This is a genomic window from Microbacterium rhizophilum, from assembly GCF_039605615.1.
In the GTDB taxonomy this organism is placed as follows: domain Bacteria; phylum Actinomycetota; class Actinomycetes; order Actinomycetales; family Microbacteriaceae; genus Microbacterium; species Microbacterium rhizophilus.
The window spans coordinates 55,378-78,460 of sequence record NZ_JBCNUN010000005.1 but is presented as its reverse complement, the minus strand read 5'-3'; the positions used below and the strand labels follow the sequence as shown (position 1 = coordinate 78,460).

Below are 23,083 nucleotides of genomic sequence, written 5' to 3'. Positions count from 1 at the left end.
CCGCTGAGAGCACGTGTTATCGGCGGAAGGGGATCAGACCAGGTCGCGCCAGTCGCCCTCGGGTGACCGCGTGCCGGTGGGCGCCGTGATCGTCTCCGTGAGCGGACCCATGATGGTCGCCTCGTCGCGGCGGTGGCGCAGGACGTCGCGGATGTAGCTCGTCAACACCTCGGCGAGCGGGACGGATGCGTCGCGCTGCTCCTGCAGGAACCAGCGGTGCTCGAGCGCCTGGTGGTACACCTCGGCGGGCTCGAGCTTGCTGCGCAGCTCGTAGGGGATCGCGCGCACCACGGGCTCGAACGCCTGCGTGAGCCACTCGTGCGCGGCGAGCTCCTCTTCCTCCTCGGGGCGTCCCGAGCGCACGCGGAACTCGTCGAGGTCGTTCAGCAGGCGGCGGGCCTGGTTCTCCTCGACGTCGAGCCCGGTGAGCCGGATGAGCCGGCGCGTGTGGTGCCCCGCGTCGACCACCTTCGGCTGGATCGACACGCGCGTGCCGGCCGCCTCGGCCTCGATCGACATCTCGTCGATGTCGAAGCCGAGCTCGTTCAGGTGCCGGACGCGCTCGGTGATCCGCCATGCCTCGTTGGAGGAGAACGTCTGCTGGTCGTGGATCGCGCCCCACAGCGCGCGGTACGCCGACACGATCCCGTCGGCGACGGCGACCGGATCCACGTCCTCCACGCGGCCGCTCGCGGCGAGATCCAGGATCTCCCCGGCGATGTTCGTGCGCGCGAGGTCCAGGTCGTGGTCGCGCTGGCCGTCGCTCAGGCCGTCCTCGTGCAGCTCGCCGGTCTCGGCGTCGACGAGATAGGCCGCGAACGCGCCGGCGTCGCGGCGGAACAGCGTGTTCGACAGGGACACGTCGCCCCAGTAGAAGCCGACGTTGTGCAGACGCACGAGCAGCAGCGCGAGGGCGTCCACGAGGCGCGTGGCGGTGTCGGGGCGCAGTGCGTGCGTGAACAGCGCGCGGTACGGCATCGAGAACTTCAGGTGCGCGGTGACGAGGGCGGCCGGCAGCGGCACGCCCTCGGGCGTGCGGCGCCCCGCGATCACGGCGACGCGGCGCACACACGGCACGTCGAGCTTGGCCAGCGCGCCGAGCATGTCGTACTCGCGCTGGGCCATCTCGGCCGTCGTCTCCTTGACCGCGACGACGCTTCCCGACAGCTCGCTGAAGCGCACGATGTGTCGCGAGATGCCCTTGGGCAGCTTCACGATGTGGCGCGCGGGCCAGTCCTCGAGCCGCGTGGACCACGGCAGCGTGAGCAGCTGCGGATCCGACTCGGCGGCGGTGATGCGGAGGGAATCGGGCACTCTCAGGAAGCCTTTCCGGAAAAGCAGAGCGGCGCGGGCCGATCCCGAGGATCCGCCCGCGCCGCTGCGGTGATGCGTCAGGACTGGGTGACGGCGCCCGTCACGCGCTCGCCCGACTCGATGTCGAACACGTGCACGTGGTGCGGCACCGCGGCGAGCGTGACGGTCTCACCGGCGTTGGGGTGGTTGCGGCCGTCGACGCGGGCGACGATGTCGGTGCGGACGCCCTCGATGTCCGAGTGGCCGTACAGGTAGCCGTCGGCGCCGAGCTCCTCGACGAGGTCGACGACGACGCTGAGGCCCTCGCCGCCGGCCGGGCCGACCTCGATGTCCTCGGGACGCACGCCGATCGTGGCCTGCTTGCCCGTGACCTTGGCCAGCGCGGAGGCCTCGACCGGCACGACCTTCGTGCCGAAGCGGATGCCGCCCTCGGCGATGTCGGCCGCGAACAGGTTCATCGCGGGCGAGCCGATGAAGCCGGCCACGAACACGTTGTTCGGCTTCTCGTACAGGTCGCGCGGCGTGCCGACCTGCTGCAGGACGCCGTCCTTCAGCACGGCGATCCGGTCGCCCATGGTGAGGGCCTCGGTCTGGTCGTGCGTGACGTAGACGGTCGTGACGCCGAGGCGGCGCTGCAGCGACGCGATCTGCGTGCGGGTCTGGACGCGGAGCTTGGCGTCGAGGTTCGACAGCGGCTCGTCCATGAGGAACACCTGCGGCTCGCGGACGATCGCGCGGCCCATGGCGACGCGCTGACGCTGACCGCCCGAGAGGGCCTTCGGCTTGCGGCTCAGGTAGGGCTCGAGATCGAGCAGCTTGGCCGCCTCCTGCACGCGCTTGGCGCGCTCGTCCTTGCTGACGCCGGCGATCTTGAGCGCGAAGCCCATGTTCTCGGCGACGGTCATGTGCGGGTACAGCGCGTAGTTCTGGAACACCATCGCGATGTCGCGGTCCTTCGGCGGGACGTCCGTGACGTCGCGGTCGCCGATCAGGATGCGACCGTCGTTGACCTCTTCGAGGCCCGCGAGCATGCGCAGCGAGGTGGACTTCCCGCAGCCCGAGGGGCCGACCAGGACGAGGAACTCGCCGTCGCCGACCTCGAGGTCGAGGTTGTCGACCGCGGGACGCGTGCCGCCCGGGTAGACGCGGGTGGCGCTGTCAAAGGTGACGGATGCCATCTTCTTCTCCTTCACCGGCAGGTACGTGCCGGACGATCCGTAGTGAATGGAACGACGGGATGAACCGCCGCCGACCCGCCTTTGGGTCGGGATCAGTATGGCACGAGCGCGGGCCGCCCCGGCCCCCCGGGCGTGTCGGCGCGATGCACAGCGGGTATCCCCGTCCTGTCTGGGTTTCTCCCAGCCCCCCTGACTAGCATCGAGGACGTTGTGGCCGCAGTCTGCGGCCGAGTGATCCACGTTCCAAGAGGTTGCATGTCGAGCGACGAGACGGGCCAGACGCCCGACGCGCGCGGCCGTCGCGAGGCGGTGCGCGAGAAGGCCCAGCAGGTCAAGGCGCGTCAGTCGCGCAACAGGGTGCTGCGCCGTTCGGCGATCGTGCTGGTCGGCCTCGCCGCGCTGGCGGGGATCGCCTACGCCGTGACGAGCGTCATCGTGCCCGCCATGTCGGAGCCGACGCTCAACCCCGCGAACCTGGAGGACGACGGCGTCGTCGTCGACGAGACGATGCAGGCGGAGACGGCGGAGACCCCCGCGCCCGAGGAGAGCCCCGCGCCCGAGGAGACGGCCGCGGCGGATCCGATCCAGATCCACATCTACGTCGACTACCTCTCGGAGGCGGCGGGCGAGTTCCAGCGCGTCAACGCGACGCAGCTGACCGAGTGGGTCGACCAGGGCGCCGTCGAGGTCGTCTACCACCCGGTCGCGCTGCTGACGTCGAAGTCGAACGGCACGAAGTACTCCCAGCGCGCCGCCGGCGCCGCGGCGTGCGTGTACGAGCACGCTCCGGAGGCGTTCGCCGCCTTCAACCACGAGCTGCTGACGAACCAGCCGCCCGTCGACAGCGACGGCTACGCCGATTCGGAGCTCGCCGACCGCGCGATCGCGACCGGGGCGGATGACACCAAGGGCGTCCGCGCGTGCATCGAGGACGAGGACTACTTCGCGTGGGCCCGCGAGGCGACCGAGCGCGCGCTGAACGAGCCGCTGCCCGGCACGGAGGACGTCTCGCTGACGGGCGCTCCGATGGTCCTGGTGAACGGCGAGCCCTACGTCGGCTCGCTCGACAAGCCCGACGAGTTCGCGGCCTTCCTGCTGGCCGTGGACAGCCAGGCGTACCTCAAGACCGCGACCCCTGAGGACGACACCGAGGGCGAGTGACCCCGGGCTCGCTCGGTATGCTCGACTCGGTCGCCGCGCTCGCGGCATCGCCGGCTTAGCTCAGTTGGTAGAGCACCTGTCTTGTAAACAGGGGGTCGTGGGTTCGAACCCCGCAGCCGGCACCACAGGCGTCCAGGATCGGACGATTCAGCCGGCGCTCTCGGGGCGGGGAAGGATCAGCAGCGTGCTCGCGCGGGCGCTCGCGCTGACCACCGTGTCGATCAGGCGCGGACCGAAGCGGTCGTACTTGGCGCGGTAGGCGCCGTCGACGCCGTCCTGCTCGGGATCGTCCGCATCCACGGGCTCGAACCGCACGTCGCGCTCGACGCCGCCCGCGCGGATGCGTCCGGTGCCCGACGCGAGGGCGCGTCGGTGCCAGCCGTTGTCGGGCCCGTAGGCGGATCGGACGTAGAGGTCGTCACCCGAGCGGGCCGACCAGATCGTCACGTAGGGGCGGAGCGTCCCGTCCCGCCGGCGCGACGCGATCTGCAGCTCCTCGGCCTGCCCGATCCGGTCCAGCTCTTCGGCCATCCACTCGCTCGTCATGATGCCTCCTCTGCCGCTCACCTCACAGGCTAGGACCCCGCCGCGCCGCGGTGGGCGGGATGAGCGGATTCGTCGGACCCGACGCCGGCCTGCATAGGGTCGTGTCATGGATGCGACCGACGAGCCCGGCTGGGCGACGCTGTCCGAGTCGGTCGTGTACCGGGGTCGGCTCACGCTCGTGGATCACGCCGTGCGACTGCCGGACGGAACGCAGACGTCGTACGAGGTCGACGAGAGCATCCCCTTCGCGGTGGCGACGCTCGTGGTCGACGGCGACCATGTGCTGCTGGCCCGGCAGTACCGCTATCCGCTGCGACGCTGGATCTACGATCTCCCGGGCGGCGCCGGTCACGAGAGCGAGGAGCCCGTCGAGGCCGCACGCCGAGAGCTCGAAGAGGAGCTCGGGATCATCGCGGACGACCTCCGCCCGCTCCACACGTTCTTCATCAATCCGGGCCGCACGGCCTGGCCGGTGCACCTGATGATCGCGACAGCCGGCGTGCGCGTCGGGCAGGCGGATCTGTCGGATCCGTCCGAGCAGGTCCGCCTCGTGCGGGTCGCACTCACCGAGCTCGACGGACTGATCGCGCGCGGCGAGATCGTCGATCCCGCGCTCATCGTCGCGCGCGCCGTCGGCGCGGCCTCGGGGGTCCTGCCGCCGTTGGGGGCGTAGCGCCTCTGGGGCCGTGGGCGCGGCCCGGCGGTCGCGATGCGGGATTCGGAGGCGAACGAGGAGATCGGCCCGCCGCGGGGAGCTAGGGCGCCGGCTCCTCCGTGGCGGTCGGCGCCGGTGTCTCGGGGGCCGACGGGGTGGGTGCGGGCTCCTCCTCCGCTTCCTCGGCCGCGTCCTCTTCGGCCTCGCGCTGTTGCTCGGCGGCCTCCTCGGCGTCCTTCTGCGCCTGTTCGGCAGCCTTCTCCGCCTCCCTGCGAGCCTCCTCGTCGGCCTTCTGCCGCTCCTTCTCCGCCTTCGTCTGGGCGTCGTCGTCGGAAGCGGGCGGGGGAGGCGGGGCGGGCACGTTCGCGGGCTCCCCGGAGGGCGGCGCGGTCGTCTGCGGACGGTCGGTCGTCTGGACGGCGGGGGCATCGCGATCGGGCTCGGTCGATCCGGTGTTCCCCAGCATCCAGGCGCCGACGCCCACGGCCGCCGCGACGGCCGCGGCGGCCGCGAGGAGGACCGGCGTCCGGCGACGGCGGCGGGTTCCGGCGCGCGGCGCGGGGGTGGCCGTGGCCGCTTCGCGGGAGTAGGCCGCGGTGGCGGCCGGGTCGTCCTGCGGGATGGCCGTGGTCGCCGCCGTCGGCGACGCGGCGAAGGCACCCGCCGCTGCCGCACCTGCCGCCCCGGCGGCCGCGCCTGCGCCCGCGGCGGCCGCGAGCGGCACGGTCGCGGCGGCGTCCCGCTCGTCCGAGTGCCGCCCGGCGAGCGCGGCCGCCTCGTGCGCGACCTCTGCGGCGGACGGGCGCGCGGCGGGATCCGGGTCGGTCATCCGCCCGAGGAGCGAGGCCCATCCCGGCGGCACGGACCCCGGGATCGCCGGACGCGTGGTCTGCCGGGCGACCGCGCTCTCCATCGGGGTCGCACGCGGAAACGCCGGGGCTCCGGTGAGCGCCTCGAGCAGCACGAGCCCGAGCGCGTAGATGTCCGCCGGAGGCGCGGGCAGCTCGCCGCGGGCCTGCTCGGGCGCCAGGTACGCGGCGGTGCCCATCACGAGGCCGGGGGAGGTCATCCGCTCGCCGTCGAGCAGGTAGGCGATGCCGAAGTCCGCGAGCTTCGCGTGGAAGCGGCGGCCCGGCGCGTCCGTCGACGCCAGCAGCACGTTCGACGGCTTCAGGTCCCGGTGCACGACGCCCGCGCGGTGCACGGCGTGCAGTCCCTCGGCGAGCTCGGTCCCGAGCGCGGCGGCCTCCGCCGGCGGCAGGGGTCCGTCCTGCAGGAGCCGCGACAGCGTGGGGCCGTCGACGTACTCCATCACGAGGTAGTCCTGTCCGTCGCCGATGTGCGCATCGAACAGCGTCACGAGCGAGGGGTGGCTGAGGGACGCGAGCACCGCGACCTCGCCGCGGGCCCGATCCGCGGCCTCGCCCTCCATGTCGGCGACGAGCTTGATGGCCACGGTGCGCCCCAGCGCGGTGTCCTCCGCGCGATGCACGCGCGACATCCCACCCATGCCGACGCGCTCGAGCAGTCGGTATCGGCCGTCCAGCAGGGCGCCCGTCTGCGATTCGGGTTCGCTTCCGGTCATGCCTTCCACCGTACGGACCGCGCCCGGACCGGCCACCCGGGTTGACAATCCGCCGCGGACTCCGGCGTCGCGCTGGACGGGACCCCGTGCACGCGCGCGGCGTCCGCGCCGGGTAGGGTTCCGTGGGCGCCCTGCGCCGCGAAAGGGAGTGGCGGATGGTCGTCGATGGTCAGGTCCGCGTCCGGCATGCCCGGCCGCTGGCCGCGCTGCTCGCGACGTTCGCGCTGCTCGTCGCCTCGCTCGTGTTCGTCCCGCCGGCGGAGGCCATCACCTGGGGGCCCAAGCTCTGCAACGGGTTCGCGGCGTGCGCCGCGCAGGGGCGCGGCAGCGCCGGGTACGACAGGGTCTACCGGCAGTCGTTCTGGAACATGATCTCCGGGCACAACTGCACGAACTACGTCGCCTACCGGATGCAGCGCGCCGGCATCGCGCGCTTCGTGCGGCCCGGCTACGGCAACGCCTACTCGTGGGGCTCCGAGGCGAAGCGCGCCGGGCTGAGGGTCGAGCGGGGCACGCCCCGCGTCGGCGACGTCGCGTGGTGGGATCGCAGCGCGATCGGCGGCAGCGGGCTCGGGCACGTCGCGTACGTCGAGTCGGTGGACGCGAAGGCCGGCACGTTCACGGTGTCCGAGGACAACTACAGCGCCGATTTCGACTGGCGCGTGTACCGGATCGCCGAGGTGTCGGGCTTCATCCGGCTCGGGAAGCCCGCTCCCGCCGCCGTGCCGGCTCCCGCGATCACCGGATCCGTGCCGACGATCTCGGGCACCGTCGCCGTCGACGCGACCGTGAAGGCCGCGCCGGGCGCGTGGGGGCCGGCCGGGGTCGCGCTGGCCTACCAGTGGATGCGCGACGGCTACGCGATCGCCGGCGCCACGGCGGCGTCGTACCGGGTCACGATGGCGGATGCCGGCGCGAAGCTGACGGTGCGCGTCACCGGCTCGAGGAGCGGCTCGGCCGCGGTGGTCCGCACGAGCGCCGCGGTCGCCGTGCCGGTGCCGGTCATCGCCGGCCCGGTTCCGGCGGTCGCCGGGACGCTGCGCGCCGGGTCGATGCTGGCGCTCAACGCCGGGACATGGGCGCCGATGGGCGTCAAGGTGACCTATCAGTGGCTGCGCAACGGCCGGCCGATCCCCGGCGCCACGGGCCGCACGTACCGGCTCGCGACCGCGGATGTCGCGAAGGTCATCACGGCACGCGTGACGGGCACGGCGCCCGGGTTGCGGACGCTCGTGCGCACCAGCACCGCGACCGCCGTCGTCACGCGGTAGCCTCCGGCTCGTCCGGCTCCCACCGCAGCACGTCCCCGGGCTGGCACTCCAGCACGCGGCAGATGGCGTCGAGGGTGGTGAATCGCACGGCCTTGGCGCGGCCGTTCTTCAGCACCGCGAGGTTCGCGGGCGTGATGCCGACGCGCTCGGCCAGCGTGCCGACGGCCATCTTGCGGCGCGCGAGCATGACGTCGACGTCGACCACGATCGCCATCACACGACCCCGTCGAGCTCGGTGCGCAGCGTGCGGGCCTCGGTCTCGCGATCGGTCGCCTGCTGCAGCAGCCGCCGCATCACGACGACGAGGAGCGCGACCCCCGCGGTCACGAGGGCGGCTCCGCACACGAGCCCGACGATGCCCGGGGCGGTCTCTCCCGGCGCGAGCATCACGGCGAGCGCGAACGTCACGACCGCGTCGAAGGAGATCGCGCCGATGATGACGTCGACCCATCGGAACGCGGCGGTGGAGAACACGGATCCGCGCCTCGCCATCGCCAGCAGCCGCCAGATGCACACGGCGCACACCTGCAGGCCGAGGATCCACAGCGCCGCGATCGTGATGAGGGCGATCCTGCCCCAGAGGGCCTCGCTCTCGAGGTCCATCCACACCAGCGGCAGGATCACGGCCTGCACGAACAGGGAACCGGCGAGCGACAGCGCGATCACGATCTGCAACGCCAGGACGACGTATCTGCCCATGTGGGCCTCCTCACTCGAAGAACGAGGAGAATCTATCGTAATGCGATAGATAACACAATGCTTTCGATGGGTCGCAGGGCTCGTCAGACGAAGGACGGGACGTCGCGCCACGCGTCGGGCGCGTCGGAGGCGCCGTCGCGCACGACCGTGCCCTCGATCAGCCCGTACGGGCGGTCGTCTGCGATGAACACCTCGTTCTCGTTCTCGAGCCCGAAGCGCGCGAGGTCGTAGGCGAAGTGATGCCTGTTCGGCATCGCGAAGCGGATCTCCGCGAGCTCGGGTCGCGTCTCGATCGCCGCGCGACCCATCTCGAACAGCGACTGCTGCAGCGCGAGCGAGTGCACGACCGCGAACCGCTCGAGCAGGACCCGCGTGACGTCGGCGTACACGACGTCGTAGTCGACGCCCGACTCGACCGCCTCCGGAAGGTAGCGCCAGCGCGCCGTGACGGACGTCGCCATGATCCGGTCGCTCGTCTCCGGCAGCGTCGTGTACTCGGTCTTCGGATAGCCGCGGAACTCGGATCCGGTCGACTTGAGCACCACGAGATCCTTCACGCCGCCCGTGACGTGGGTCGCGCCGTCCGACACCTGCACGGTCGCGAGGCGCGTGCCCTGGCCCTTGCGCACGAAGGCGTGGTCGTGGCCGGCGCCGTCCACGACGATCCGCTCCCACTCGTACTGCTCGGCCTGCCACAGGCCGCCCTCGATCCAGTCGAACTCGCCCGTGAAGTGCTCGGACAGGATCGTCAGGAAGCGCTCGGGGGACCCGACGCCGTGCTTCTTCGCCAGCGCGAAGACCGTGTTCTTCTGGGTGTCGGTCGCGACGATCCGCGAGTTGTCGCCGGTGAGAAACGACCCCGCGAGCGCCTCGCCGCGCAGCTGCGACGTGATGTTCAGGTCCTCGATCTCGTGCCGCGCGGTGTCGCGCGTGATCCGCACCAGGCGATTCTCGGCCTTGCCGTACTTGTTGGCGCCCAGGTGGACGGACACATCGGACACGGATCAGCTCCCTCGGTAGGTCGAGTAGGCGAACGGACTGAGCAGGATCGGCACGTGGAGGTGGCGCTCGTCGCTCGCGGTGAACGTCACGGACACGAACGGGTAGAACGCGTCCACGCCCGCGGCGGCGAAGTACGCGCCGGTCTCGAACCGGAGCGTGTAGTCGCCGGGCTCGAGCAGGTCGGGCCCGACCCCGGCGCGGCCGTCGGCGTCGGTCGTGCCGACCGCGATCAGGTCGCCGGTCGCGGTGGCCAGCAGCAGGCCGACCCCCGGGGCCGGCGTGCCCGTCGCGGCATCGAGCACATGGGTGGTCAGGTGGGGCATCAGGCCTCCTCGACGAAGGTTCCGTGCAGGCGCAGGATCGCGATCTCGGCCAGCTGGGCCGCCGCCTCGCGCCATTCGACCTCGGGGCTGTGCTGCAGGCGCCGCTCGAGCTCGCGGAGCATCTCCTCGGGCGAGCGCCCCGCCGCGCGGATCAGGAACACGCGCCCGAAGCGCCGCTCGTACTCGGCGTTGCCGGCGGCGATCCGCGCGGTCGTGTCCCCGGCGGCATCCGCCATCGAGGCCTGCTCGCGCCGCGAGTGAGCCGCGTCGGCGCCGGATCCCGCAGCGCGCTCGCCGATGCGCGGGTGGTGCGCGAGCGCGGCGTCGAGGTCTGCCTCGGTCCAGTCCTCGGCGAGCTCGGCGGCGCGCGCCTCGAGGGGGACGACGGATCCGTACGGGCGCCCGGCGACGATCCGGTCGATCCAGCCCGGCACGTCGGCCCAGACGCGGACCACCGCGGCGGCCTCCTCGGCGGGCAGGCGATCGAACTCGGTGGTCAGCACGGCGCCAGGCTAGCGCGCGGGATGTTTCGCGATCGTTTCGTGGGATCAGCGATCCGGATGGACGATGAGCCAGCGGGCGACGGCGGGCTCGGATCCGGTGTTGTGCAGGCGGTGGGGCACGTCGCAGGGGTAGCTGATCGTGTCGCCGGGACGCAGCACGACGATCTCGTCGGTGAAGTCGATCGTGAGCTCGCCCGAGACGACCTCGCCGACCTCGTAGCCCTCGTGGCGGAACAGGCGGTCCTTGCCGGTGGCGGTGCTGCCGGGCGGGTAGACCGACTCGAAGTAGTCGATGCCGGGGCTGTCGCCGGGAGCGAGGCGCCGGAAGGTGACGCCGCCGCCGAGCGGCAGAGGCGCGGCGTCCGCGGCGCGCGCGATCGCATAGCCGTGCGCGCCGTCCTCCGGCGCGTCGGCGCGTCCGGGGCCGAACACGGTGGCCAGCGGGATGCCGAGGGCGTCGGTGATCGCGATCAGGCGCGAGACGCTCGGCTGCATCACGCCGCGCTCGATCTGCGACATCGCGCTGGTCGAGATGCCCAGGCGCCGAGCCAGCTCTGACACCGACACTCCGGCACGCGAGCGCACATCGCGCAGTCGGCGGCCGACGTGGGAGCGCGCGTCGTCGGGCGCGTCGTCGGGCAGGAGCGGAACCTCGGGCGCGGTCACGCCGTCATGCTAGACCGCGACCCGCGGCCCCGCCTCCCGGAACGATTTACGCGGGCGTAACACCGGCGACACGGGTTCGGCGAGTGTGAAGCGATAACTTCACACTCGTTCTCGTCGTCCGGAGAGAGCACCCCGCTCCGGAGCTTCCACCCCCGACCGATCCCTCTCGATCCGGAAAGGCTCCACCGTGACTGAAACCACAGCCGCCTCCGCGGCTCCCCTCACCCGACCTCAGGATGTCGTCGAAGCCGCGGGCATGCCCGCCGGCTCCGGCAACGTCCGCCCCGGCTACGACCCGCGCCTCGCGAACGAGGATCTCGCTCCGCTCCGCAAGCAGAAGTGGACGTCGTACAACATCTTCGCGTTCTGGATGAGCGACGTGCACTCCGTCGGCGGGTACGTGACCGCCGGCTCGCTGTTCGCGCTCGGCATCGCAAGCTGGCAGGTCCTCATCGCCCTGCTCGTCGGCATCCTGATCGTGCAGGTCTTCGCGAACCTGATCGCGAAGCCGAGCCAGCGCACCGGCGTCCCGTACCCGGTGGTCAACCGTTTCCTGTTCGGCATCCGGGGTGCAAACCTGCCCGCGATCATCCGCGGGGTCATCGCGATCGCCTGGTACGGCGTCCAGACGTTCCTGGCGGCCGAGGCGCTGAACATCATCTTCCTCAAGTTCATCCCGGGCTCGGCCGCGCTGCTGGAGCCGAGCTTCCTCGGGCTGAACGCGCTCGGCTGGATCTCGTATGCGATCCTGTGGGTCGCGCAGGCCGCCGTGTTCTGGCGGGGGATGGAATCCATCCGGCGCTTCATCGACTGGGCCGGCCCGGCCGTGTACGTCGTGATGATCGTGCTCGCGGTGTACCTCGTGTCGCAGGCCGGCTGGGAGAACATCAGCCTCGACCTCTCGAGCGGCGAGCCGCTCGACTTCTGGGCGTCGATCCCGGTCATGCTCACCGCCATCGCGATCGTGGTGTCGTACTTCTCGGGCCCGATGCTGAACTTCGGCGACTTCGCGCGGTACGGCAAGTCGTTCGCCGCGGTCAAGAAGGGCAACTTCTGGGGCCTGCCGGTCAACTTCCTCTTCTTCTCGATCCTGACCGTCATCACGGCGTCTGCGACCGTGCCGGTGTTCGGCGAGCTCATCACCGATCCGATCCACACGGTCGAGCGGATCGACCACTGGTTCGCGATCCTGCTGGGCGGCCTCACATTCGTGACGGCGACGGTCGGCATCAACATCGTGGCGAACTTCATCTCGCCTGCGTTCGACTTCTCGAACGTCGCACCCCATCGCATCAGCTGGCGCATGGGCGGCATGATCGCGGCCGTCGGGTCCGTGATCCTGACGCCGTGGAACTGGTACGGCAACGACCAGGCGATCCACTACTCGCTCGGCATCCTCGCCGCGCTGATCGGCCCGCTGTTCGGCATCCTGATCGCCGGCTACTACGTGATCGCGCGGCAGCGGATCCTCGTCGACGACATGTACACGATGGATGAGAAGGGCAGCTACTGGTATCGAAGCGGGTACAACCCCAACGCGATGTGGGCGGTCGCGGCGGCCGGAGTGCCGACCATCGCGCTGGCGATCGTGCCGAAGTCGCTCGTGTTCGCGGGCGCGATCGACGCGGGCTGGGGATCCATCAGCGACTTCAGCTGGTTCGTCGGCTGCGGTCTCGGGTTCGCCTTCCTGGTGCTGTTCGAGCGGCTCCACCCGCGGGTGCCCACGCTCGAGGGAGTGACCCGCGGCGTGTCCGACGGTCGCGCGGACGACGTGCTCGAGGGCTACCCCGACACGGCGACCGCCGCGGTCGCGATCGTCGACGCGGAGGCCGCGCTCGCGGCGGCCGACCCGGCCGAGGCGCCGGTCGCGGATGAGGCGCCGGTCGCGGCCGGACCCAAGGAGTGATCGCGACCGCATGCGCATCACGCTGATCAACCCGAACACCTCCCGGGCGATGACCGACAAGATCGGCCGCGCCGCCCGGGAGGTGGCGGGTCCGGATGTGGAGTTGGCCGCGGTCTGCCCCGATCCGGGACGCGGGCCCGAAGCGGTCGAGAGCCATGTGGACGAGGCCTACGCGGCGGTGGCGGTGATCGAGGCGATTCGCGCCGACCTCGCCGCGGGCGGCAGCGACGGCTACGTGATCGCGTGCTTCGGCGATCCCGGCCTGGACGCCGCCCGGGAGCTCGTGGACGTGCCGGTGATCGGGATCGCCGAGGCGGCGATGCATGTGGCGGCGCTCGCCGGACGCTCGTTCGGGATCGTCACCACGCTGTCGCGCACCCTCGGCCGGGCCCGCGACCTGCTCGCGCGGTACGAATACGAGCGCGCGTGCGTGGCGGCGTACGGATCCGGGATCCCGGTGCTGGATCTCGAGGACGCCGGATCCGCCGCGTTCGCGGAGATCCTGGCGTGGTGCGAGCGGGCCGTGGGGGAGGACGGGGCCGATGCGATCGTGCTCGGCTGCGCGGGCATGGCCGACCTGTGCCACCGCCTCGAGGAGCGCGTGGGTGTGCCGGTCGTCGACGGCGTCGCCGCCGCCGTGGGGCTGGTCACGGCCATGGCGCGCATGGGCGTGGGCGTCAGCAAGCGCGACGAGTACGCCGCACCGGCCGCGCGTGACCTGCGCGACACATGGCGTCGGTAGCGTGAGCGGAGTGAACCCCCCGCCGACCTCGATCGCCGCGCGCCGCACGTACCTCGACGGTGCGTTCGCGCCCGCCACGATCCGGATCGGCGACGGCCGGATCGCGGCGATCGCTCCGTTCGACGAGTCCGCCGACCTCGTGCTGGACGACGCGCTCGTGCTGCTTCCGGGCCTCGTCGACTCGCACGTGCACCTGAACGAGCCGGGGCGCACCGCGTGGGAGGGCTTCGAGACCGGCACCGCCGCCGCCGCGGCGGGCGGCATCACCACGGTCGTCGAGATGCCGCTCAACAGCGTGCCGGTCACGACCACGCCGGACGCGCTCGCCGTCAAGCGCGCCGCCGCCGCGGGGCGGCTCGCGGTCGACGTCGCGTACTGGGGCGGCGCGGTCCCCGAGAACCTCGGATCGCTCGGCGTCCTGCTCGACGCCGGCGTCGTCGGCGTGAAGTGCTTCATGGCCCCCAGCGGCATCGACGAGTTCGGGCACCTCGACGCGACGCAGGTCGAGGCCGCGCTCGGCGAGCTCGCGCCGCGCGACGGGCTGCTGATCGCGCACGCCGAGATCGCGGAGCACCTCGGCGACGCGCACGGGCCCGTGTTCCGCGACTTCGTGGCGACCCGCCCGCCCGTCGCGGAGGTCGACGCGATCCGCATCGTGATCGCCGCCGCGCGCCGCACCGGCGGCCGGGTGCACATCGTGCACGTCGCGGCCGCCGACGCGCTCGACGACGTGCGCGCCGCGCAGGCGGAGGGCGTGCGGATCACCGTGGAGACCTGCCCGCACTACCTCACCCTGCGGGCCGAGGACGTTCCCGACGGGGCCGGCACGTTCAAGTGCTGCCCGCCGATCCGCGACGGCGCGAATCAGGATCGGCTGTGGGACGGCGTGCTCGACGGCACGATCGCCGCGATCGTCAGCGATCACTCGCCCGCGACCGCCGACCTGAAGCAGAAGCCCGACCTCGGCGAGGCGTGGGGCGGGATCGCCGGCGTGCAGACCGGACTGTCGGCCGTGTGGACCGAGGCCCGCCGCCGCGGCATCGCGCTCGAGCGCATCCTGCCGCTGTTCACGACCGGGCCGGCCGACCTGGTGCGGCTCACGGATCGGGGACGGATCGCGCCGGGCGCGCCCGCGCACCTCGCGGTGTTCGATCCGGACCTGGAGTTCACGGTCGACGCCGGCGAGCTCGAATACCGCAACAAGCTGTCGCCCTGGCATGGCGCGGTCCTCACCGGCGCGGTCGTGGAGACCTGGGTGCATGGCGCGGCCGTCTACCGCCGCGGCGAGGGCGTCCTCGCGCGCGCCGGGCGCGACGTCATGGCGGGAGGCGCAGGATGAGCGTGTCCCAGTCGGGGCCCGAATCGGCGCGTCGAAAGGGCGCGAAGTGGGACACGGATCGGCGGAAAGGGGCCCCAAGTGGGACATGACGTCCGCGTGAACCGGTACGGGGTCGGGGCCGAGCCGCCGGTGTTCGCGGACGTGCCGATCCTGCAGCCGGGCGAGGGCGTGCCCGAAGGCGCGACGTACCTGCCCGCGGGGCCCGGCACGATCCTGTGGGGGCGCCTGCCCAGCCGCGCGGATGTGCCCGTCCTGACGATCCGATCCGGCGACTCGGTCCTGATCGACACCGTGAGCCACGAAGGCACCCTTCCCGACCAGGGGCAGGACCCCGCCGCGTTCTTCGCCGGGCACGGCGTGCCCGAGAGCGCCGTGCTGCGCGACGCGATCGAGATCGCTGCGCACGCGCCGCGCGATCCGGAGACGGACGGACCTCACATCGTGACCGGACCGATCCGGATCGAGGATGCCCGGCCGGGGGACCTGCTCGCGATCACGGTCGAGAAGCTGCAGCCGCGGGTGCCGTACGGCGTGATCTCCAACCGGCACGGCAGGGGCGCGCTGCCCGGCGAGCTGCCGCGATCCGGATCGACCGTGAGCGTGTTCGCGCCGGTCGAGCAGCGCGGCGCACGGCTGGTCGGCACGCTGCCGGCGGTGGAGGGCGGGCCGCGCGACGTCGCGTTCCCGCTCGCGCCGTTCCTCGGCACGATGGGCGTCGCGCCCGCATCGGACGAGCGCCCGCACTCCGTGCCGCCCGCGGAGTACGGCGGCAACATCGACATCCGGCTGCTCGTCGAGGGCACCACGCTGTACCTGCCCGTGCAGGTCGACGGCGCGCTCGCGTACGTCGGCGATCCGCACTTCGCGCAGGGCGACGGCGAGGTCGCGCTCACGGCGCTCGAGGCGTCGCTGCGCGCCACGCTGCGCTTCGACGTCGTGCCGCGCGACGAGGCGCTCGCGGAGTTCGGCGAGGTCGCCGGTCCGCTCGTGCGCACGCCCGAGCACCTCGTTCCCACCGGGCTCGATCCCGACCTGAACGAGGCGATGCGCAAGGCCGTCCGCGCCGCGCTGCGACTCCTGCAGGCCCGCTGGGGGATGGACGAGCACCTCGCCTACGCGTACCTGTCCGCCGCGACCGACTTCGACATCTCGCAGGTCGTGGACGTGACGGCGGGCGTCCACGCCCGGATCCGCACCGCCGACCTCCCGCCCCCGGTCGTCGCGCGCGCGGCCGAGTCGAACCCGGCCGAGCCCCTCCGCGACGCCGGGAAGGAAGACTGATCGCCATGGACACGATCCCGGGATCCGAGACCGTCCCCGCCCACCTGCTCGACGCGTTCCTCGCGTACGAGCGGGCGGTCGTGGAGGACGACCTCGACGCGCTCGACGCGTGGTTCGCCCCCGGCCCCGAGACGATGCGCGGCGACGACGCCGGGCTGCTCGTCGGGCACGATGCCATCCGCGACTTCCGGGCGCTGCGCGGCGGCGTGAGCGCGCGGGTGATCGAGCGGATCGAGCACCGCGCGCTCGCCGCGGACGTCGCGCTGATCGTGTCGACCTCCCGCTTCCTCGCGGGCGGGCGGGGCCTGCAGACCCAGGTGTGGACGAAGACCGGCGACGCCTGGCGGATCACCGCGGCGCACGTCTCGCCCCGCCCCAGGGCGTTCGACCGCGCCGTGTGGCGCACGGTCGGCGACCCGCTGTTCCAGGGGGCCTGGAACGGGCCGCTCGCGGGACTCACCGTCGCGGTCAAGGATCTCTTCGCGATCAAGGGGTACCGGATCGGCGCGGGCAACCCGGCGTACCTCGCGTCGGTGCGCCCGGAGACGAGCACGGCTCCGGCCGTCTCCGATCTGCTGCGCGGCGGCGCGTCGCTGCGTGGCATCGCCCGGACCGACGAGTTCGCCTACTCGATCGCGGGAGACAACGCCCACTACGGCACCCCGCCGAACGGCGCCGTACCCGGCGCGCTGCCCGGGGGATCCTCGAGCGGCCCCGCCTCGGCCGTCGCGACCGGACAGGCCGACGTCGGCCTCGCCACCGACACCGCCGGATCCATCCGCGTGCCCGCCTCGTACCAGGGGCTCTGGGGCCTGCGCACCACGCACGGCCTCGTGCCGCGGCAGGGTCTGCTGCCCCTCGCGCAGTCGTTCGACACCGTCGGGTGGCTGACGCGCGACGGCGCGACCCTGCAGCGCGTCGTCGACTGGTGCCTCAGCTACGACGGATCCGAATCGACCGAGAACGTGTTCGGCGAGAGCGACGCCGGCCTGCCGGGGCGTCTCGTGGTGCCGTACGAGGTGCTCGAGGCTGCCGAACCGGACACGCGCGCCGCGTTCGACGCGCTGCTCGACCGGCTCGGCCTCGCGGTCGAGCGGGTCTCGATCGGCGACCTCGCGGGCTTCCACGAGCCGTTCCGCATCGTGCAGGGCGCCGAGGCGTGGCGCAACAACGGCGACTGGATCCGCGAGCACCCCGGCGCGACCGGCGCCGCGGTCGCCGAGCGGTTCCGTGCGGCGGCACTGATCACCGCCGGCGCGGAGGCCGCCGCCCGCGCCGCGCTCGTCCCGCTCAAGGAGCGGGTCGAGGCGCTCGTGCGCGACGCGGTGCTGATCCTGCCCACGGTCCCCGGCCCGGCGCCGATGCGCACGTCCGACGGATCCCGCGTCGACTCCGTCCGCACCGCCACGCTGCGCATGACCACGCCCGTCGCCGTCGCGGGCATCCCCGCGGTGACGGTGCCGCTGCTCACGGTCCCGGCCCGGCTCGGCGCCGCGCCGGTCGGCGTGTGCCTCGCCTCCCGCGCGGGCACCGACATCGCGCTCGTGCGCCTCGCTCGCGAGCTCGCCACCATCCTGGAGAACGCATGACCATCCCGCCGCTCGCCCCGCTCGACCCGCCCGCCCGTCTGCTCATGGGCCCCGGCCCCATCTCGGCGTACCCGAGCGTGCTGCGCGCGATGTCGGCGCCGCTGGTGGGACAGTACGACCCGTTCATGACCGCCGCGATGGCCGAGACGCAGGCGCTCTACCGACAGGTCTGGGCGACCTCGAACGATGCCACCCTCCTGATAGACGGCACCTCGCGCGCCGGCATCGAGGCCGCCATGGTCTCGCTCATCCGGCCCGGCGATCGCGTGCTCGTCCCCGTGTTCGGGCGCTTCGGGCACCTGCTCGCCGAGATCGCGGAGCGCGCGCTCGCCGACGTGCACACGATCGAGGCCGAATGGGGCCGGGTGTTCCCGGTCTCGGCGATCGAGGAGGCGATCGTGCGCGTGAAGCCGCACCTCCTCGCGCTGGTGCAGGGCGACACGTCCACCACGATGAACCAGCCGCTCGACGAGGTCGGCGCGCTCTGCGCGAAGCACGGCGTGCTGTTCTACACCGACGCCACGGCCTCGCTCGGCGGCAACGAGTTCGCCGCGGACGCCTGGGGCGTCGACGCCGCGACCGCGGGTCTGCAGAAGTGCCTCGGCGGGCCGAGCGGATCCGCGCCCCTCACGCTGTCGGATCGCGCGGTCGCGGTGATCCGGTCGCGGAAGCGGATCGAGGCGGGCATCCGCGAGGCGGGCGACGAGAGCGCGCCCGACTTCATCCGCTCCAACTACTTCGACCTCGGGATGGTCCTGGACTACTGGGGTCCGCGCCGCCTCAACCACCACACCGAGGCGACCTCGATGCTGTACGCGGCGCGGGAGTGCGCGCGCGTGATGCTGGCCGAGGGACGGGCCGCGGTGATCCAGCGGCATCGCGTCGCGGGCGCCGCGATGCTCGCGGGCGTCGAGGGGCTGGGGCTGACCGTCTTCGGCGACGTCGCGCACAAGATGAACAACGTGGTCGCGGTCGAGATCCCCGACGGGGTGCCGGGGGACGCCGCGCGCGGCGCGCTGCTGGAGGACTTCGGCATCGAGATCGGCACGTCGTTCGGGCCGCTGCATGGCCGCGTGTGGCGCATCGGGACCATGGGCTACAACGCCCGCAAGGACACGGTCGTGACGACGCTCGCGGCCCTCGAGTCGGTGCTGCGCCGCTACGGCGCCTCCCTCCCGGCGGGCGGCGGGGTCGAGGCCGCGCTCGATGTGTTCGCCGGCGCGGACGCGGCCCTCGGGTCGGCCGGATGACGAGGCTCCCCGAGCTCTCTCCCGACACGTTCGCCGCGGCGGCGCGCCGTGTGATGACGCGCTGCGACGAACTCGCGCGGGTCAGCTCCGACGACGGTGCGATCACCCGGGTGTACCTCTCGCCGGAGCACGCGCGCGTCAACCGGCTCGCGGCCGAGTGGATGCGCGAGGTCGGCATGACCACGCGGCAGGACGCGGCGGGCAACCAGCTGGGTCTGCTTCCGGCCGACGATCCGGACGCGCCGGTCCTGATGCTCGGTTCCCACCTCGACACCGTGATCGACGCGGGCCGGTTCGACGGGATCGCGGGCGTGCTGATGGCGATCGAGGTCGTCCGCGTGCTGCGTGTGCGGGCGGCCGACGGCCGGGCGCGCTCGCCGTATCCGTTCGGGATCGAGGTGGCCGCGTTCAGCGACGAGGAGGGCACGCGCTTCGGCAAGGCGCTGCTCGGATCCAGCGCGGTCGCCGGCACCTGGGATGACGCCTGGTGGGACCTCGTGGACGTCGACGGCACGAGCCTGCGCGAGGCGTTCCGCGAGTTCGGGCTCGATCCGGGACGGATCGGAGAGGCGGCGCGGCGACCGGGCGAGGTCGTCGGCTACCTCGAGGCGCATATCGAGCAGGGGCCAGAGCTGGATCGCCGCGGCGAGTCGCTCGCGGTCGTGTCGTCGATCGCGAGTGCGCGCCGGTTCCAGCTGCGTGTCGAGGGCGAGGCACGTCACGCCGGCGGCACGCCGTACGACCTGCGCCGCGATGCGCTGCTCGGCGCGAGCGAGGCCGCGCTCGCCGTCGAGCGGATCTGCCGCGCCGAGCACCACGTCATCGGCACGGTGGGCCAGCTGGAGGCGTTCCCCGGGGCCGTGAACGTGGTGCCGGGCGAAGCCCGCTTCAGCCTCGACCTGCGCGGTGAGTTCGACGGCGAGCGCGACCGGGTCTGGCGCGCGATCTCGCACGAGCTCGACGCGATCATGGGTCGCCGTGGTCTGCGCTGGGGCGCGCGTGAGGTGCACAGCGCCCCGGCCGTCTTCTGCGCCCCGCTGCTGCAGGACGTCGTGCGCGCGGGCATCGTCGCCGGTGGGGAGGCCGATCCGGCGACGCTCTTCAGCCCGGCGGGCCACGATGGGATGTCGCTCGGCGCGGTCGCGCCAGTCGGCATGCTGTTCCTCCGCAACCCGGACGGCATCAGCCACCACCCGGCCGAGTCGGTCTCGGCCCCCGACGTCGCGCGCGGCATCCGCGCCTTCGCCGAGGCGGTGGCCCATCTCGGCGCCGAGCCCCTCGTGTGACGCGGGCCGGCACGCTGAGCCGCGTGACGTTTCTCAGGGGATGACGGGATCTCAGGACCGGACCGCCGGATCCGGATCCGCGGAAGCTGACATCTCCTGAGAAGCCGCCGCGACGTGCCCCGCTCAGCCGACCGCGCCGGTCGCCACCCGCTCGTGCACGAGCGCCGAGATCGTGCGCTTCAGCGCGTTGAAGTCGGTGCCGGTGACATCGCGCTCGACGCCGAGTGGGATGGGCACGATCTCCCGGATGTGCCCCGGCACGCCGTGGGAGGCGCCGCCCGTCATCACGACGACGCGGTCGGCGAGGTACACCGCCTCCTCGATGGAGTGGGTGACGAACAGCACCGTGCGGCCCTCGTCGCGGTGGATGCGGCGCAGCTGCGTCTGCAGCTCCGAGCGGGTGAGCGCGTCGAGCGCGCCGAACGGCTCGTCCATCAGCATCACCGCGGGGTCGTTCGCCAGGACGCGGGCGATCGCCACGCGCTGCTGCATGCCGCCCGAGAGCTCCCCCGGGAAGCGCGTCGCAAAGCGGGTGAGGCCGACCGTGTCGAGATAGTGGTCAGCTCGCGCGGCGGCATCGCGCCGGGACGCGCCGCGGCGCCGTGGGCCGTACGCGACGTTCTCGCGCACGCTCAGCCACGGGAACAGGCCGTAGTCCTGGAAGACGACGCCGCGATCCGGGCCGGGCGCTGTCACCGCGGAACCGCGTACGGTCACCCGCCCGGCGCTCGGCTGCTCGAAGCCCGCGAGGATCCGCAGCAGCGTGCTCTTGCCGCAGCCGCTGGCGCCGACCACGGCGACGAACTCGCCCGCCGCCACGTCGAGGTCGACGTCGGCGACCGCGACCACGTCATCCGTCGCCGTCTCGTAACGCTTCTCGAGTCCCTGGATCAGGATGTCAGCGCTCACGGGCGCTCCTCTCGTCGGGGCGGGGGCCCATGCCGGCCCTCATCTGAACACCGGGCGGCGGCCGCCGAGGAGCCGCAGGACGAGGGTGAGCAGCCGGTCCGAGCCGAAGCCCGCCAGGCCGATGCAGATCATCCCGACGACGATCAGGTCCGTGCGCACGATGTCACGCGCGAGCGTGATCGTGGCGCCGAGGCCCGTCGCCACGCCGGTCGTCTCGCCGAGCACCAGCACGACCCAGGCCAGGCCGAGACCCACACGGAGGCCGTTCACGATCGCGGGCGCCGCCGCCGGCACCATGATGCGCCACAGCACGTCGAACCGGGTCGTGCCCAGCATCCGGCCGGCCTCGACGAGGCGCTCGGGCACCTGCCGCGTGCCGCTGGCGGCGCCGAGGACGATCGGGAAGAACGCCGACAGGGTGATCAGGAACACGGTCGCCTGGTCACCGATGCCGATGATCAGCGCCACGAGCGGCACCCAGGCGGTCGCCGGGATCGGCCGCAGCAGGTTGACGAACGGATCGAACAGGGTGTCGACCGTATAGAAGCGCCCCATCAGCACCCCGAGCGGGACGCCGATCATCGACGCCAGCCCGAAGCCAGATATCACCCGCACGACGGACGCCCCCAGGTGCTCCCAGAGCGTGCCGCTGAAGGCGTCGTCGCGTGGCCCGCCGAACGCGAAATCCCACAGCGTGACCGCGACGTCGGCGGGATAGGGCAGGAACCCCATGCGGATGCCGAACGCCAGCTCGAGCTCGAGCTGGCGGCCGACGTGCCAGAAGGCGACGAAGACGACGGGCACGACGAGTCCGAGCAGGATGCGCGCGGGAACCGAGCGCATCCCGCGGGTCCCCACGCGTCGGCGGCGACGCGCGGGGACGGCGGCGGTGCTCGTGGCGCTCATTCGACGAAGGATGCGTCGACCAGCTCGTCGACCGCCGGCGCCTCGTCGATGAAGCCGAGCTCGGCCATCTCGGTCGCCAGCGCCTCGAGCTGCCCCTGGTACTCCTCGCTGAGGTCGGAGCGCATCCAGAAGTTCTCGATGGCCGAGTCGAAGATCGCCTGATCCCCGCCGAAGGTCTCGACCATCTCGGTGAGCCACTCGTCCTCGTTCCCGGTCATCCACTCCGTGGCCTCCGCGTGCGTCGCCACGACCTTCTCGACGAGCTCCGGATCCTCCGCGATCAACGCGCCCGTCGAGATGAGGCCGAGGTTCACGCGGCCGATCGGCGTCGCATACGGGTCGGCGAAGGCGTGCCCGCCGTTCTGCAGCGCGATCGAGGCCCCGATCTCGACGCCGAAGAAGGCGTCGAGATCCCCCGCGGCGAACTGGCCCGCCATCTCGGGCACGGGCACGGTGATGAGGTCGACGTCCTCGGGGTCGACTCCGGCCTCCTCGAGGGTGAGGCGCATCGCGATCTCCTGCGCGGAGCCCTGGATGTAGCCGACGGTCTTGCCTACGAGATCCTCGGGACCGTCGATGCCGTCGCCGCCGATGAAGCCGCTGCCGCCGTCGGCGGCGGAGGCCACGATCTTCAGATCGCGCCCCTGGGCGATGGACGAGATGGTCGGCGTGAGGCCGCTGACGGCGAAGTCGACCGTGCCGGCGACGAGGGCGTCGCTGAGCGCCGGGGTCGTGTCGAGGGTGACGACCTCGAACTCCACGCCCTCCGGCGCGAAGTCCTCGTAGAGGAACGGCGCATAGAAGTGCGGCTGGCCGCGCAGGGTGCCGATCGTGACGGTGACGGTCTCGCCGCCGGTGTCGCTTCCGGCCGGGGAAGCGGTGCAGCCGGCGAGCACGAGCGAGGCCGCGGCGGCGGTCGCGAGGGCGATGAGGGGACGACGCAGGGACATGGCGGGGCCTTTCGACAGCGTG

General features: G+C 72.5%; 23 protein-coding genes and 1 tRNA gene. 11 read left to right on the top strand and 13 right to left on the bottom strand.

The genetic code is table 11. The features are described 5' to 3' along the window. Positions 1–33: 33 nt before the first annotated feature. Together AAD528_RS10260 and AAD528_RS10255 are read right to left on the bottom strand one after the other, a co-directional pair. Complete coding sequence (locus AAD528_RS10260) at positions 34–1,314, bottom strand: DUF4032 domain-containing protein (RefSeq protein ID WP_345751980.1); 1,281 nt, start codon at positions 1,312–1,314, stop codon at positions 34–36. Between the two features lie 77 nt (positions 1,315–1,391). Next, positions 1,392–2,492, bottom strand: a complete 1,101-nt coding sequence (locus AAD528_RS10255; protein WP_345751979.1) for an ABC transporter ATP-binding protein — start codon at positions 2,490–2,492, stop codon at positions 1,392–1,394. A 255-nt stretch (positions 2,493–2,747) separates the two neighbouring features. On the opposite strand from AAD528_RS10255, the gene AAD528_RS10250 reads away from it, so the two are divergent. Both AAD528_RS10250 and AAD528_RS10245 read left to right on the top strand, forming a co-directional pair. Continuing rightward, positions 2,748–3,653, top strand: coding sequence for a DsbA family protein (locus AAD528_RS10250; RefSeq protein ID WP_345751978.1), 906 nt, complete (start codon positions 2,748–2,750; stop codon positions 3,651–3,653). Between the two features lie 49 nt (positions 3,654–3,702). Continuing rightward, a tRNA-Thr gene (locus AAD528_RS10245) sits at positions 3,703–3,778 on the top strand. Positions 3,779–3,800: 22 nt separating this feature from the next. Here AAD528_RS10245 and AAD528_RS10240 read toward each other — a convergent pair. Continuing rightward, positions 3,801–4,199 carry a DUF2255 family protein gene (locus AAD528_RS10240; protein WP_345751977.1) on the bottom strand — a complete coding sequence of 133 codons (399 nt, stop codon included), beginning with the start codon at positions 4,197–4,199 and terminating at the stop codon, positions 3,801–3,803. Between the two features lie 106 nt (positions 4,200–4,305). On the opposite strand from AAD528_RS10240, the gene AAD528_RS10235 reads away from it, so the two are divergent. After that, positions 4,306–4,872: an NUDIX hydrolase gene (locus tag AAD528_RS10235; RefSeq protein WP_345751976.1), complete on the top strand. Its 567-nt coding sequence runs from the start codon at positions 4,306–4,308 to the stop codon at positions 4,870–4,872. A gap of 82 nt (positions 4,873–4,954) precedes the next feature. Here the strand turns inward: AAD528_RS10235 and AAD528_RS10230 are convergent, their stop codons facing one another. Then, positions 4,955–6,439 (bottom strand): serine/threonine-protein kinase, encoded by a 1,485-nt coding sequence (locus AAD528_RS10230; protein WP_345751975.1) that lies wholly within the window; start codon positions 6,437–6,439, stop codon positions 4,955–4,957. A 155-nt stretch (positions 6,440–6,594) separates the two neighbouring features. Here AAD528_RS10230 and AAD528_RS10225 point away from each other — a divergent pair, with 155 nt between their 5' ends. After that, positions 6,595–7,710 (top strand): CHAP domain-containing protein, encoded by a 1,116-nt coding sequence (locus AAD528_RS10225; RefSeq protein ID WP_345751974.1) that lies wholly within the window; start codon positions 6,595–6,597, stop codon positions 7,708–7,710. Here the strand turns inward: AAD528_RS10225 and AAD528_RS10220 are convergent. From AAD528_RS10220 to AAD528_RS10195, 6 genes are all read right to left on the bottom strand, one after another. After that, positions 7,700–7,924: a helix-turn-helix domain-containing protein gene (locus AAD528_RS10220; RefSeq protein ID WP_345751973.1), complete on the bottom strand. Its 225-nt coding sequence runs from the start codon at positions 7,922–7,924 to the stop codon at positions 7,700–7,702. The two genes, AAD528_RS10225 and AAD528_RS10220, sit on opposite strands and share 11 nt — an antisense overlap. Continuing rightward, the gene (locus tag AAD528_RS10215) at positions 7,924–8,409 is read right to left on the bottom strand and encodes a DUF2975 domain-containing protein (RefSeq protein ID WP_345751972.1); all 486 of its coding nucleotides are present in this window, start codon (positions 8,407–8,409) and stop codon (positions 7,924–7,926) included. The genes AAD528_RS10220 and AAD528_RS10215 overlap by 1 nt, the downstream gene beginning before the upstream one ends. A gap of 83 nt (positions 8,410–8,492) precedes the next feature. Next, positions 8,493–9,410, bottom strand: a complete 918-nt coding sequence (gene pucL, locus AAD528_RS10210; protein ID WP_345751971.1) for a factor-independent urate hydroxylase — start codon at positions 9,408–9,410, stop codon at positions 8,493–8,495. A gap of 3 nt (positions 9,411–9,413) precedes the next feature. Beyond that, positions 9,414–9,734, bottom strand: a complete 321-nt coding sequence (gene uraH, locus AAD528_RS10205; protein ID WP_345751970.1) for a hydroxyisourate hydrolase — start codon at positions 9,732–9,734, stop codon at positions 9,414–9,416. Then, positions 9,734–10,237 carry a 2-oxo-4-hydroxy-4-carboxy-5-ureidoimidazoline decarboxylase gene (uraD, locus tag AAD528_RS10200; protein ID WP_345751969.1) on the bottom strand — a complete coding sequence of 168 codons (504 nt, stop codon included), beginning with the start codon at positions 10,235–10,237 and terminating at the stop codon, positions 9,734–9,736. The genes uraH and uraD overlap by 1 nt, the downstream gene beginning before the upstream one ends. 45 nt (positions 10,238–10,282) lie before the next feature. Then, on the bottom strand, positions 10,283–10,903 hold the full coding sequence (locus AAD528_RS10195) for a helix-turn-helix domain-containing protein (protein WP_345751968.1): 621 nt from the start codon (positions 10,901–10,903) through the stop codon (positions 10,283–10,285). A 187-nt stretch (positions 10,904–11,090) separates the two neighbouring features. Between AAD528_RS10195 and AAD528_RS10190 the strand changes: the two genes are divergently transcribed. The 7 genes from AAD528_RS10190 (at position 11,091) to AAD528_RS10160 (ending at position 20,296) form a co-directional block, all read left to right on the top strand. Beyond that, the gene (locus AAD528_RS10190) at positions 11,091–12,809 is read left to right on the top strand and encodes an NCS1 family nucleobase:cation symporter-1 (protein WP_345751967.1); all 1,719 of its coding nucleotides are present in this window, start codon (positions 11,091–11,093) and stop codon (positions 12,807–12,809) included. 10 nt (positions 12,810–12,819) lie between these two features. Beyond that, a complete protein-coding gene (locus AAD528_RS10185) occupies positions 12,820–13,551 on the top strand; it encodes an aspartate/glutamate racemase family protein (RefSeq protein WP_345751966.1) in 732 nt (243 codons plus the stop codon). Positions 13,552–13,561: 10 nt separating this feature from the next. Beyond that, entirely contained in the window at positions 13,562–14,890 is a 1,329-nt protein-coding gene (allB, locus tag AAD528_RS10180) for an allantoinase AllB (protein ID WP_345751965.1), read from the top strand. 129 nt (positions 14,891–15,019) lie between these two features. Beyond that, positions 15,020–16,171: an acetamidase/formamidase family protein gene (locus AAD528_RS10175; protein ID WP_345752117.1), complete on the top strand. Its 1,152-nt coding sequence runs from the start codon at positions 15,020–15,022 to the stop codon at positions 16,169–16,171. A 5-nt stretch (positions 16,172–16,176) separates the two neighbouring features. Further along, a complete protein-coding gene (locus AAD528_RS10170; protein ID WP_345751964.1) occupies positions 16,177–17,760 on the top strand; it encodes an AtzH-like domain-containing protein in 1,584 nt (527 codons plus the stop codon). Continuing rightward, on the top strand, positions 17,757–19,010 hold the full coding sequence (gene pucG, locus AAD528_RS10165; protein WP_345751963.1) for a (S)-ureidoglycine--glyoxylate transaminase: 1,254 nt from the start codon (positions 17,757–17,759) through the stop codon (positions 19,008–19,010). Before AAD528_RS10170 ends, pucG begins: the two co-directional genes overlap by 4 nt. Next, entirely contained in the window at positions 19,007–20,296 is a 1,290-nt protein-coding gene (locus AAD528_RS10160) for an allantoate amidohydrolase (RefSeq protein ID WP_345751962.1), read from the top strand. Before pucG ends, AAD528_RS10160 begins: the two co-directional genes overlap by 4 nt. A 123-nt stretch (positions 20,297–20,419) precedes the next feature. On the opposite strand, the gene AAD528_RS10155 is transcribed toward AAD528_RS10160, so the two are convergent. From AAD528_RS10155 to AAD528_RS10145, 3 genes are read right to left on the bottom strand one after another with little or no spacing between them, the layout of a single operon-like run. Then, complete coding sequence (locus tag AAD528_RS10155) at positions 20,420–21,205, bottom strand: ABC transporter ATP-binding protein (RefSeq protein WP_345751961.1); 786 nt, start codon at positions 21,203–21,205, stop codon at positions 20,420–20,422. 39 nt (positions 21,206–21,244) lie between these two features. After that, the gene (locus tag AAD528_RS10150; protein WP_345751960.1) at positions 21,245–22,111 is read right to left on the bottom strand and encodes an ABC transporter permease; all 867 of its coding nucleotides are present in this window, start codon (positions 22,109–22,111) and stop codon (positions 21,245–21,247) included. Continuing rightward, positions 22,108–23,061 (bottom strand): ABC transporter substrate-binding protein, encoded by a 954-nt coding sequence (locus AAD528_RS10145; RefSeq protein ID WP_345751959.1) that lies wholly within the window; start codon positions 23,059–23,061, stop codon positions 22,108–22,110. The genes AAD528_RS10150 and AAD528_RS10145 overlap by 4 nt, the downstream gene beginning before the upstream one ends. Between the last annotated feature and the right edge of the window lie 22 nt (positions 23,062–23,083).

Excerpts from the sequence above, each read along its gene's own strand:
- pucG (WP_345751963.1), top strand. The coding sequence starts at position 17,757 with ATGACCATCCCGCCGCTCGCCCCGCTCGACCCGCCCGCCCGTCTGCTC.
- AAD528_RS10235 (WP_345751976.1), top strand. The coding sequence starts at position 4,306 with ATGGATGCGACCGACGAGCCCGGCTGGGCGACGCTGTCCGAGTCGGTC.
- AAD528_RS10225 (WP_345751974.1), top strand. The coding sequence starts at position 6,595 with ATGGTCGTCGATGGTCAGGTCCGCGTCCGGCATGCCCGGCCGCTGGCC.
- AAD528_RS10220 (WP_345751973.1), bottom strand. The coding sequence starts at position 7,924 with ATGGCGATCGTGGTCGACGTCGACGTCATGCTCGCGCGCCGCAAGATG.
- AAD528_RS10215 (WP_345751972.1), bottom strand. The coding sequence starts at position 8,409 with ATGGGCAGATACGTCGTCCTGGCGTTGCAGATCGTGATCGCGCTGTCG.
- AAD528_RS10185 (WP_345751966.1), top strand. The coding sequence starts at position 12,820 with ATGCGCATCACGCTGATCAACCCGAACACCTCCCGGGCGATGACCGAC.
- AAD528_RS10160 (WP_345751962.1), top strand. The coding sequence starts at position 19,007 with ATGACGAGGCTCCCCGAGCTCTCTCCCGACACGTTCGCCGCGGCGGCG.
- AAD528_RS10145 (WP_345751959.1), bottom strand. The coding sequence starts at position 23,061 with ATGTCCCTGCGTCGTCCCCTCATCGCCCTCGCGACCGCCGCCGCGGCC.
- AAD528_RS10250 (WP_345751978.1), top strand. The coding sequence starts at position 2,748 with ATGTCGAGCGACGAGACGGGCCAGACGCCCGACGCGCGCGGCCGTCGC.
- AAD528_RS10230 (WP_345751975.1), bottom strand. The coding sequence starts at position 6,439 with ATGACCGGAAGCGAACCCGAATCGCAGACGGGCGCCCTGCTGGACGGC.
- uraH (WP_345751970.1), bottom strand. The coding sequence starts at position 9,734 with ATGCCCCACCTGACCACCCATGTGCTCGATGCCGCGACGGGCACGCCG.
- AAD528_RS10150 (WP_345751960.1), bottom strand. The coding sequence starts at position 22,111 with ATGAGCGCCACGAGCACCGCCGCCGTCCCCGCGCGTCGCCGCCGACGC.
- AAD528_RS10240 (WP_345751977.1), bottom strand. The coding sequence starts at position 4,199 with ATGACGAGCGAGTGGATGGCCGAAGAGCTGGACCGGATCGGGCAGGCC.
- AAD528_RS10255 (WP_345751979.1), bottom strand. The coding sequence starts at position 2,492 with ATGGCATCCGTCACCTTTGACAGCGCCACCCGCGTCTACCCGGGCGGC.
- AAD528_RS10170 (WP_345751964.1), top strand. The coding sequence starts at position 16,177 with ATGGACACGATCCCGGGATCCGAGACCGTCCCCGCCCACCTGCTCGAC.